Genomic DNA, 10,535 nt, shown 5'->3' with positions numbered 1-10,535 from the left:
ACCATCATCACCAGCCAGGTACCGATCGAAAATTGGCATGAGATCATCGCCGACCCGACCATCGCCGACGCCGTCCTCGACCGCCTCGTCCACAACGCTCACCGCCTCATCCTCAAAGGAGACAGCATGCGGAAAATAACTGCCCAACGCGCCAATCTTGACGCCGCGAAGAAAACCTGACCCAACTCCTCATGCCGGCAACCACACCCCGGCCGCCTTCGTCGGAACAGGTGGCCGCCTTCGATCGGAATGCATGGTCGCGTTCAATCGGAATCTCTGGCCGCAATCCCCGGAATCCGCATTCGCGGCGAGCGCGCCTGAAGGAAATTTCGTCGAGCGTCATAAGAAATGAACTCCAGATGTCCCCCCTGCCTTATCGGGTTTGCGAGTTTGCCGATGTCCGGTTCGTGTGTGGGGCGGCGGGTCTCGGCACTGTTCGGCGAATCATCGAGCAGCACGAGTGTCGGGCGCGGCATCATCGCGCGCCCGATCGCAATCATCTGTTGCTCGCCACCGAGGCCGCAACAAGCACAGCGGCGTTGCTTAAGCCGCGGGCCCCAGGACTAGATGCGTTCGAGATCGTCGGCGAGCGCACGACGGCTCGGCCGACGCAGAAACCCGCCGGCGAGAAGATTTTGAAGTACTTGCACCATCCCCGTTCCGCCGAAGCGTCCTTGCCTATTCTCCGCCTTGATAGAACCGGTTGAGCGCCAATGACCAGCGACTTTCCGATCCAATCCCGCTGCTCGACGCTTCACCGGCGGCGCCGGACGTCACCTTCTCGGGCTCGGTCGGGCGGCACCTGTTTTCGCTAGCGGTAGTCGTCCACTCCGCTCGGCCCACTGTCCTGCGCATGTTCGGTAAGGCGCGACATCGTCACGAACCCGCTTTCGTGTGGTAACCGCGAGGATGCCACGGTCGTTAAGGTCAACATTCAGCTGCTGTAGAACGGCGATTGCGCTTTTAATCGAAGGAGGCAGGTCTGTTCGCGTCAACTGCGAATGCGAACGCCGCTTCAACGTCGCTCTCGATAGTTCTACCACGCGATAGCGGAGGCAGTTGATCTTTTGGAAAAAAGATCGCCTCGCTCGTCTCCAATCTCGGCCGCACTTCACCGCCTGAAACCCTATCGCAAAGGAAGAACATTTTATAAAAATCCCGGACATCAGGCGAATATGGGCCGCTGGCCTTGTGTCGCACACCGTAGAGACGACGAACAGACACTTTCAATCCAGCCTCTTCGTACAACTCCTTCTCGATGTTTTGGGCGGCAGAGAGGCCAACGTCTGCAAAGCCACCGGGCAAGGCCCAAAGACCATCGCTCTTCTCCCGCACCAGAAGAACCTTGTTCTCTTCGACAATCGCTCCGCGCACATCAACTTTCGGGGTCGCATAGCCCTGCGCGAAATCAGATATGAGCCCCTCTATCCTTTTGATGGGAACATTTCCCAACGTCGCGAGCATTCCGTTGGCTATAGAAGCGATCTCCTCGTATCGTTCTCGATCGAACTGATCTCGCGCGAAATGCAGCCCGGTTGATGCGATAGCTTGCAACCTCTTGCCATACGCAAGCCACTGAGGCTCCATGATGCCACTCCTTCTCGACTGCAATGATCTCATAGCAAACGGCGGCTTAAGACGGAAGCACATGCCGCCTCATGCAGTACGACCTGCGGCGGAGGTGCCGGCCGCGCTTGGTACAGCAGTCGCTTTTCCAAAGTTGGAATGGGGAATCGAAATTTAACGCAGTATTCCTGCTGCTTCTAAACAAAAGTGCATTATTTCGGCGAGATTGCACCCGCGGTTCGCGTTCTCTAAGTGAGAAACACACGGGAAGTGCTCATCATTGCCGTCGCCCTTTTGTTAAATTAGATACACTCGGGCTCCGGCTCCGGGAGATTGGAATCGCGGCAAGCGCGATTGAGCCATAGGTAGTCAGTAAGGCTGAGGCGACGATCAATGCCGAATTACCGAAAACACGGGTTCCGAAGCCTGCGGCGGGGCATTTCTCTCACGGTCGCGGCGGCGCGCCGATGAAATCGTGCACATGGAACTTTGAATCACGACGGCTACCCTCCGGGCGGCTAAGTCTTGTCAATATCCTCAGGGATCTCCTGTCGGAGCTTCGGCCCTTGACTGAGCCGTCGCCAAGCGCCGCGACGGCGCCTCCTTGCGCCCTCGCCGCTTTTACAACCCGCTCGGAGAGCGGCGGTGTCGTCGCGAGCCAAGAGCGAACGAACAACGCCAGGCTCGCCGCGCTCTATGAGAGCCCCCAGAGCGAGGCAGGCAGCCGAGGTGTTCCGCACCTTAGTCGATCAGGTGACGCTCGTGGCGGGCGTGGAAGAGCTGGCCATCGTGCTGCGCGTCGACCTGGCCGCGATCCTGCGGTTTGCAGCGATCAAGAAAAAACCCGACATCCTTTCGGAGGCTGGGGTTTTGGGTGCCTTGCTTTCGCAAGGATCGTTGGTTGCGGGGATAGGATCCTGAGCCGCCCCGCAATAGACATAACAAACTGATATTACTTACTAGTTTGTCCTAAAAAATATTGTTGTGCTAGAATTTGTGCTAAATCAGCACTCCAGATGTGCCGTAACGTGATATTTGTCACACAAATGGGCAATTGCCTGACGCTCCCAGCTGGAACTATCACCATCGCCCTGCCCCTGCCCCTTCTCTTGCTTCGTCGGATTAATGGGGAAGATCCATTCCTCTAGCCGCCTGCAAAACTCAAGTCGGTGGTAAACTCGGCAACCATGAGACGACCTATCGACCTTGCCGAATTCGCCAAGCTTCCTCACATCAACACAGCGGCGCTTAACGGCCGAACGATTCTATTGATGCCGGTATGGGACGGCGTCAATTGGAGCCACTGGATCGATGCTCCCGATGGGCAGTTCATCAAAATCCAGATTGTCGATGCCGCGCGCTCGAACTATCTCGCCACCACGCCAGCCAGCGAAAACGATCTCCACATCCCCTTCGTAGATTTCATGTGGCAAAGGGCAAGCTGGCCGGAGGTCACCAGGCAGATCAGCGCCATCTGCGACGACTTTCACCTTCTTGCGACCATCGCAGCCAAGCTGGAGCACTTTCACGAGGCCCATGCCAGCGTCGATCGGACGCTCATGGACGCCTTCGTGAAGAGCGAGATTGAGCAGCTTGTCGTCGTTGCGAGATCGATATTCGATCTGCTCCAGGAGGTGATTGCTCACTTTTGGAATGACCGCATCAAGCTCGTTGATCCCAAGGAAGACGCACTCCGCAGACAAAACAAGGCGCCTGACACCTTCAGAAAGTTCGCCATGAATGGCGAATCTCCGAGGACAGCAGAGGAAATTACAAAGCGCTATGCAGTGCCATTGACCGTTAGCGACGTATACGCGAAGCATACGCCATTTTTTCTGTCACTCCGTAAAATGCGGGACCACATCATCCATGGGGGCAGCAGCGTCGACACCATTTTCGTAACAGAGAAGGGCTTCTGTATCGATCCGAAATCGAAATATTTCAGTGGGTTCGCCTGGAAGCCGGAGCATCACTACAATGAAAACATTGTCTCGCTGCGTCCGTGGATCGGCGATGTCATTATTCAGACCATCAACGCCTGCTCTGAAATTATGTCCTCGCTCGCGAGCGTCGTTCCATTTCCACCGCCGATAGCGCCAGGCTATCAGATCTTCATTCGCGATCCCGCCAACAAGGCCCTCATTCGATTGCTGGACACGGGGAAAGGCAATCTGATCTGGTGGAGTGAAGGGCCGATCGAAGGTGACAAGCCTCACGCGTGACGGTTGGGTCGAGTCCCCAGGGGAAGACGGTGCTATAGTCCCCTCATGCTCGAATCGGTTTCGGCAGAGCGCGGCGGGCTTATGCGGTTCTTTGGCCGCCATTTGGTCGCGCTGTGCGTCACCTACCACGAAAAGGACAGCGTAGACACCAGCCTGCGGTACACGGCCTATTCTTGCACTCTGCTGCAAATCGACGGATATTATTTCCTGCTGACGGCAGGTCATATTCTTGGCGAGCTGAACCGGGCCCTGAAAAGCGACACTATTGAAGTTCTTCAGGCGGGTCTCCGAGACAATCCAAACTCGGGCGGCGTCCACGACATGCTGATACCGTTCGATCTTAAGAATGCCCTTATGGCGTTCATTGACGAGGATGGGCTCGATTTCGGTGTCATCCTCCTGCACCCTCACTACGTACGCCTGCTCGACGCTAACGGCATGATTGCCCTCGCCGAAGAAAACTGGGTCCGCCAGCATACGGTGAGGTTTGATGCTCACTTCATGCTTGGGTTTCCGGATGAGCTGACATCCACGAATGTTAATACAATCGGCGAGGGCTTAATCACCCCGACCATGATTCCCGTTGAACGCCTCGATGAGCTGCCGGGGGACCTACCGCCTAGGCGACATTCCCGTTTCGTCGCCAAGCTGCCGGATGATTTCGGTCTTGCTAGCGTGGTGGGTATGAGCGGCGGACCGATCCTGGGGTTCAATCTGACGCCGCCTATGCGCTATTGGGTAGTCGCGCTACAGAGTACCTGGCTCCGAGACCGACGACTGGTCTTCGGATGCCCGGTCCCTATTCTGGCTCCGTTGCTGACCGAGGCTCTGCGGAACGCGCAAACGACTTCTGGCTGTCAGATCGAAACGTCTGCGGCTCCGCAAAGGCCTGCATCTGCAGAACACGGAGGAGCAGAACCTGAACAAATGGGCGAAACACCAGCAGCGCATCGCATTCGTGAAATCCTGTCCAAGGCGAAGGAGCTGGCGGCAGAGTATTATCGACTGACGGGCAAGCCTCTCGGGATTACGGGAGAAGTCGCGGAATACGTGGCGGCCGAAGTCCTGAACCTAGAACTCGCGCCACCGAGGACCAAAGGCTACGACGCGATCAGGAAGACTGGCAACGGAGATATTCGAATTCAGATAAAAGGGCGTGCCTTCGGCGAAAACTCAAAGCGCAGCCAGCGGCTCGGCACGATCAAGAAGGGCGCTCCCTGCGACACGGTCCTACTGGTTCTGCTCGATAGCGGTACTCTTGAGCCGCGCGAGATGTGGGAAGCTCCGATGGACAAGGTCGAGGAAAGATTGGCCATCCCTGGCTCAAGGGCACGCGAGCGCGGTTCGCTGGGTGTGAGCGAGTTCAAGCGCCTCGCAGATCGTATCTGGCCTTCCGGAGACTAAAGCGGGTATTGATTCTGCTGGCATCGGCGCCAATGCCGAGATTGCTGCATTGGCGATGCCGAGCAACACGATCCGGACGAGCCGTGGGTCAAGGGCGGCCTTCCGCTTGTCTCGACCCTTGAGGCGCGGCTCAGCCGGAGCCAATTGAGAGTGAAAACGCTCTCTATCGATCTGATGATTCAACTTATGGAGGGCTTCCTGTGACCGAGCTTCAACAAGAGCAGGCAGCTCCTCCCGGGCTCGGTATTCCTGCTAATAATGTCGGCCAACCCATCCCACTGTCTGGCCTCCAGTGCCAAGCCGTTTCGGCGGAAGCCGGCCGTGCGGGAGATAAGATCCAGTTCTGGACCAGGCTCGGCCTCTCCTCGGACAATCACTTCTTTCATCGTGTGGTGAAAGGCCTGAGCGATCACATCGAGCATGTTGCCCGTCAGTCAGGCCGTAGCGTCAGCCTCCAACGTGCGCACGATGTCCTGCTGGTCATCCACCCGGATGATACGGGCGAATTGTGGCTCGACACCGCCGCTGTCGCTCTTCGGATCATGCCCAAGCGGGACATCGTCGCTGGGATGGTCGTGTACGATAACGACATCGCCGATGTGACCGGCATGCTCTTCCCTCTCGTGAACATCGGCAAGGAGGACCGAGTTATCTGCATCTTTCGCGAAGGCTGGCACTTCGCGCTGTTCTTCGACTTCAATCCGGCCGGCGATTTTTCCGTTCCCGATATGCAACGTGATCTGGGCACTTTGTACCGGAGGCTGAAATACGGCGCGATTTACGATGCGATCACCAACCCGACGGTATTTTCGCGGCTCGTCGGTGCAGGCTGGTTTCCATTCGTGGAAATTCTGGGATCTGAATTCCAAAGCCTCGCAAGCGCCTGCGAAGCCGGTTTCGAATTAGATGAGGAAGAGACAAACATACTCTCGAAGTTCGATGCTGACCGCATCGATCGCATGTTCAACCGGTGGATGGAAAAACCCCATTTTGCGGGCAAAGAGGCACTGCTGCGCTCTGCCTTGAAATCATTCGGCACCGGAGATGCCATTCCCGTGCTCAAGATCGTCCTGACTGAAATTGAAGGGATCTTGGACGAAGCCTATCGCAGGATTCACGGCAGCGGCGCAAAGATCAAAAAGCTCCTCGAATTCGCAGTGGCTTCCGCTACGGTAAAGACAGGCCGACCAGATACTTTGCTGCTTCCAGAAGCGTTCGCGCACTACCTCAAACATCACACGTTCGGAGACTTTGATCCTGAGACGCGCACTGGCAACAGCAGTTCACGCCATGCAGTGGGTCACGGCGCGGCAACTGCGGAAGCGTATACGATGGCTCGCGCCCTCCAGGCCCTTCTCACGTTGGACCAACTGGCATTTTACACTTGATCGGTACCATGTTCGTACGCTGGCGCAGACATCAACGTCACCGGAGTACTGGAGCAGTTTACTCCGAAGTCCGGAAACTAACTCTAAGTTAGCAAGCGGGTCTTTTTCCGAAACCTAGGCAGCAACTCGCGAAGCAACACGACGAGCCGGCTTGTGCCGGATAACCACATCTACGCGATAGTTGAGCCGATCGAGGCATCGAACAATCCTGTCGATCGAGAATTTTCCAACACGGCCGGTGACCAAGGCAGATACATCGGGTTGTTTAAGGCCAAGCAGTTCAGCAGCCTTGGTCTGGGTCAGCTTACGACGTTTAATGATCGTACGAAGCTCGCGGATAAGCTTTGCTTTCAGGAGTTCTTCTTCAGGATTGGCAAAGCCAAGGTCAGCGAAGATGTTTTCGCTGCCGGCGGTTGCTTTGATAGCCTTGCTCATTTCTTGCTTCCTTTTCCGTAGTTCTCTTGGTAGTGGGCCTCGGCTGCTTTCAACCGGGCTTGAATTACCTCGATATCGCGCTTTGGAGTTTCGATCCCCTTCTTCGACTTCTTTTGGAAGGCGTGAAGGACATAAATGACGCCAGCAAAGCGCACGGTGTAGACGGCTCGGAATGTATCGCCATCTTCATCGTCGACGACCTCAAGCACACTTCGGCCGCCAAAACCCTTTAAGGCCTTGGCACGAGGATGCTCGTCGCCATTCTGTGCATCATTGATCGCGAACCCCATGACGCGGCAAACCTCGTCCGGGAAAGCCCGTAAATCGTCCTTTGACGATCCGATCCAAACTACGGGCTTCTGTGTGGTCATTCGCCCCTATCTTATAGCACTACTGCTATAGCTTTTCAACAGATTTCCTGACAGACCCGCAAAAGGCTAATTTCCGCCACAACGGGATACTTTTCCCCTTCGCCGGAGCGATCTTGCTCGACATGCCTTCCGAAGGAATGAAGCATGAGTTTGCTTTAAACAAATGAGCCGGGGCCAGTTTACTAATCGCTGCAAACGCTAACCTTGGGTCGGTATGTCCCCTCCGCTCTTTTCACCTACCAAGATCATCTGTCGGTAGATCTGAGCATCTCGATCAGATCCTTGGGTAGCCCAAGATAGGCCTTCGCCTGGTCTGACTCGGACATCAGCTTGGGGCTAAGCTCCCTCATGTCCAGACCACGCTCGTTTATCTCGTCAATGGCGTCCCCAAAACGCTGGATATGAGTTCGAGTGAACTCGTCGGGCGGCTTCGGCCAACCGATTGAACAGCTTGACGTGGTTGCCAGGAAACACCGGCTCGGTCGGTCCCGGCAATATCGGCGGCTGCGACGGACGCGGGTTCTTCTTCCGCTCACGGGCTTTGCCCTGCGGCACATACTTGGGCCGGTCCCGCAGCCGCTCATAGGGGTGAACCGCGTTCGGCATGCTCTTGCAGTAGCCGACGCCCCGCTTGCCGCGCACCTCGATCTCAAGGATGCGCTGACCGCTCTGATCGTCGTCCACAATGGTCACGTCGCGGTGCTGGAGGTTCTTGGCCTCGTCCGGCCGCAGGCCGGTGTTGGCCAGGAATAGCACGTAGTCGTGGAGTTGCTCCGCATTCCACCTGAAGTGCGGCTGGCTCTTCCGCACATGCTCACGCGTTGCGGTATAGAGCTGCTTGTATTCATCCGGGCTGAACCAGGGCCGGTGCACCACCTTCCCCGATGTCTTATAGGGCGGCGAGAAGTCCGGCAGGTGCGCCAGCCATTCGTGCCGAATGGCGGTCTTGAGCACCTGCCTTATGGTCACGACCTCATCATGGATGGTGCTGCGCGCGGGAGCCTTGCCCGTCGTCGACGTCGCAATGCGGTGAACTCTGTACTCCTGCACCTTGCCAGGCGTGATCTCCGACAGCCCCATGTCGCCAAAGAACGGCAACAGATGTAGCCGCAACCGAATGGCATAGCCCTCCACCCATCGCTTGCTGCGATGCCCCTCGGTGATGACCTCGTACTCCTTCAGAAATTGGTCGGCCGCCTGCTTGAAGGTCTTCTCGTTGGGCTTGAGAAGCCCAGCCTGGGATTTGCCGCGCAGCCCGAGATACCAGTTCTCGGCAACTTGCTTGGCGAGGACGAGGTCGTCCTCGCCAGTCGTGGCGCGATATTGTCGCCCCTTGATGGAAGCTGAGCAGTGCCAGTGGCGACCGTCGCCACGCCTGTAAACTCGGACCAAACCGCCTAACAACTCGTGCCGGGCCATCTTGCACCTCCACGTGCATGATAGCGCGGCGCAACCGACCAGTCGAATTTTGTGCTAGCCGTGTGCTAGGCCATTTACGAAAAATTAAAGGGTTAGGCTTTCGCCTAACCCTTTGTATTACATCGAATATTTGGTTGCGGGGAGAGGATTTGAACCTCTGACCTTCAGGTTATGAGGCCGAAGGCCGGAATGAAGCGAAAAGGGCCGCCGGCCACGTCCCAAATCAATCGAAGCGATTCGTCCTTTTTGCACGCCACAGCAACCCAGCGCCATACCTGCGCACTTGATTTCTTTCTTGCTAGAGCAGCCTCCGATCTTATCGCTTCACATGGTTCGGGACCGAGGCATGAGCGGCAAGGACGAAAAGAGTCCGATCGAGACCTTCGTGTCGCCAAGCAGTCGGAAAATGCCGCCTGCTACCAAGCGCCATCGTAAGAACCGTGGCATGCCGCGGCCGGCAGCGTACGATGTCGAAACGCTGCCGGGCAGTTCTAATTTGACGGCGTTAGAGGCGGCGGCGGTTATCCGCCGCACGCCCGGCGCACTGGAGCAGTGGCGGCGCGACCCGCCACCCGCTGAAATGCCGCTACGTCGATGGCCGCCCGCTTTATCGCGTCGATGCGGTGCGCGATTATTCGGCCAGCCGCTAAGACCACTAAGCCGCCCCGGCCGCATAATGCTCGCGGAGACGGCCGAGCAGTTCGGCCTTGATCGGGTCGAGCGGATTCGTCCGCTGCAGCCGCACCACCTTGTGACCCCGTTCCGCGCCAACTAATTGCGCGATGTAGTCATGAGCCGCTTCGAACGGCATCTTGCGGATGATCCACTGTTCGTCGTGATTATAGACCTGATCGATTCCACGCGGCTTTCGCACCACGCATAGCCGTTGAATTTCGTTGTCGTAGCGGCAACGAGACATTATGGTCGCAAGCTCCGCCTTAAGTCATGCATGGTGAACTTGGCGACAGCCGCTTTCCTTGATCAGACGGTTGACCATCTTGGTGAAGCCCGACATCTGGCCGCCGGTCGTCTGTGACGGGAAGACATAGTCGGACGTTGCGCGCTGGAAGTCTTTCGCGGCGGTAAGCACCTCGTCAACAAGATGTGTGCGCGGCAACGTCGTGGTGTAGGCCCATTTTGGTCCATGCCGCATCGAAGGTGATGCGATCATCCATGATGTGCTTTTGCCCTCGATCATGGTTGGTTCGCTGCGACGCGGGCCACCGAGTAGGCACATCCGTGTCAACAGCCCAAAAGCCCCGAGTTTGCTGGATGCATGCCAAACCTTGATGATCTCCTCGTCGATCAGCGCGCGGCCCTTCGTTCGGCGCCCGACCCTCTGTGCACAGGTTTCCTTGGGCGCGCGATAGCCGACGAGCACGTTGTGCTCCACATAACCTTCGCCTACACACCATTCGAGGAAGGTGTGCGTGTGCCTGCGCACGTCCTTGGCGGCGCCGCGCTTACCGGTCTTGGCTATCCCGTCCACCGCCGTCGTGATTTGCCGTCGCGTCAACTCGCCGATGGCGAGATGATGAGTTCGCCATGCATGACCATCCCCCGATCGGGCGATCCTGGCTACTACGCCTGCATCATCCGTGAGCTAAATGGTCGTCCGTTAAGAAGCCGAATTGAGCGGGATCACTGGACGGTCAAGCGTATGCGATAGCTGGATCAGGAAGAGGCACAAGAGTTCTCTGAGCCAGGCGAGGATACGGCGGAAGTTGTGG

9 protein-coding genes and 2 pseudogenes are annotated in these 10,535 nt (G+C 57.1%); 5 read left to right on the top strand and 6 right to left on the bottom strand.

Going from position 1 to position 10,535, the window contains the following annotated elements; translation table 11 throughout:
- The coding region (locus tag AC0L3J_RS36605; protein WP_473350322.1) for an ATP-binding protein at positions 1-180 on the top strand (180 nt) is incomplete at its 5' end.
- 263 nt (positions 181-443) lie between these two features.
- Here AC0L3J_RS36605 and AC0L3J_RS36600 read toward each other — a convergent pair.
- Positions 444-644, bottom strand: a pseudogene (locus tag AC0L3J_RS36600) (ABC transporter ATP-binding protein); the annotation flags it as partial.
- A 319-nt stretch (positions 645-963) separates the two neighbouring features.
- A complete protein-coding gene (locus AC0L3J_RS36595) occupies positions 964-1,587 on the bottom strand; it encodes an NUDIX hydrolase (RefSeq protein ID WP_473350321.1) in 624 nt (207 codons plus the stop codon).
- 708 nt (positions 1,588-2,295) lie between these two features.
- Here AC0L3J_RS36595 and AC0L3J_RS36590 point away from each other — a divergent pair.
- The 4 genes from AC0L3J_RS36590 (at position 2,296) to AC0L3J_RS36575 (ending at position 6,580) form a co-directional block, all read left to right on the top strand.
- Positions 2,296-2,487: a hypothetical protein gene (locus AC0L3J_RS36590; protein ID WP_473350320.1), complete on the top strand. Its 192-nt coding sequence runs from the start codon at positions 2,296-2,298 to the stop codon at positions 2,485-2,487.
- A 266-nt stretch (positions 2,488-2,753) separates the two neighbouring features.
- Entirely contained in the window at positions 2,754-3,788 is a 1,035-nt protein-coding gene (locus AC0L3J_RS36585; protein WP_473350319.1) for a hypothetical protein, read from the top strand.
- 45 nt (positions 3,789-3,833) lie between these two features.
- A complete protein-coding gene (locus tag AC0L3J_RS36580) occupies positions 3,834-5,192 on the top strand; it encodes a hypothetical protein (protein ID WP_473350318.1) in 1,359 nt (452 codons plus the stop codon).
- 200 nt (positions 5,193-5,392) lie between these two features.
- Positions 5,393-6,580 carry a hypothetical protein gene (locus AC0L3J_RS36575; RefSeq protein WP_473350316.1) on the top strand — a complete coding sequence of 396 codons (1,188 nt, stop codon included), beginning with the start codon at positions 5,393-5,395 and terminating at the stop codon, positions 6,578-6,580.
- Between the two features lie 114 nt (positions 6,581-6,694).
- Here AC0L3J_RS36575 and AC0L3J_RS36570 read toward each other — a convergent pair whose 3' ends face one another.
- The 4 genes and pseudogenes from AC0L3J_RS36570 to AC0L3J_RS36555 all read right to left on the bottom strand — a co-directional run.
- Positions 6,695-7,015 (bottom strand): helix-turn-helix domain-containing protein, encoded by a 321-nt coding sequence (locus tag AC0L3J_RS36570; RefSeq protein WP_473350314.1) that lies wholly within the window; start codon positions 7,013-7,015, stop codon positions 6,695-6,697.
- The gene (locus tag AC0L3J_RS36565; RefSeq protein WP_473350313.1) at positions 7,012-7,386 is read right to left on the bottom strand and encodes a type II toxin-antitoxin system RelE/ParE family toxin; all 375 of its coding nucleotides are present in this window, start codon (positions 7,384-7,386) and stop codon (positions 7,012-7,014) included. The genes AC0L3J_RS36570 and AC0L3J_RS36565 overlap by 4 nt, the downstream gene beginning before the upstream one ends.
- 375 nt (positions 7,387-7,761) lie before the next feature.
- Entirely contained in the window at positions 7,762-8,805 is a 1,044-nt protein-coding gene (locus AC0L3J_RS36560; protein ID WP_473350312.1) for a site-specific integrase, read from the bottom strand.
- Positions 8,806-9,460: 655 nt separating this feature from the next.
- Positions 9,461-10,330, bottom strand: a pseudogene (locus AC0L3J_RS36555) (tyrosine-type recombinase/integrase); the annotation flags it as partial.
- Positions 10,331-10,535: the final 205 nt, after the last annotated feature.

The organism is Bradyrhizobium sp. Kon37, from assembly GCF_055807535.1.
This window is presented reverse-complemented; position numbering and strand designations above follow the sequence as displayed.

Bases quoted from the DNA above. Each gene is read 5' to 3' on its own strand.
- AC0L3J_RS36560 (WP_473350312.1), bottom strand. From the start codon at position 8,805: ATGGCCCGGCACGAGTTGTTAGGCGGTTTGGTCCGAGTTTACAGGCGT.
- AC0L3J_RS36580 (WP_473350318.1), top strand. From the start codon at position 3,834: ATGCTCGAATCGGTTTCGGCAGAGCGCGGCGGGCTTATGCGGTTCTTT.
- AC0L3J_RS36585 (WP_473350319.1), top strand. From the start codon at position 2,754: ATGAGACGACCTATCGACCTTGCCGAATTCGCCAAGCTTCCTCACATC.
- AC0L3J_RS36565 (WP_473350313.1), bottom strand. From the start codon at position 7,386: ATGACCACACAGAAGCCCGTAGTTTGGATCGGATCGTCAAAGGACGAT.
- AC0L3J_RS36595 (WP_473350321.1), bottom strand. From the start codon at position 1,587: ATGGAGCCTCAGTGGCTTGCGTATGGCAAGAGGTTGCAAGCTATCGCA.
- AC0L3J_RS36570 (WP_473350314.1), bottom strand. From the start codon at position 7,015: ATGAGCAAGGCTATCAAAGCAACCGCCGGCAGCGAAAACATCTTCGCT.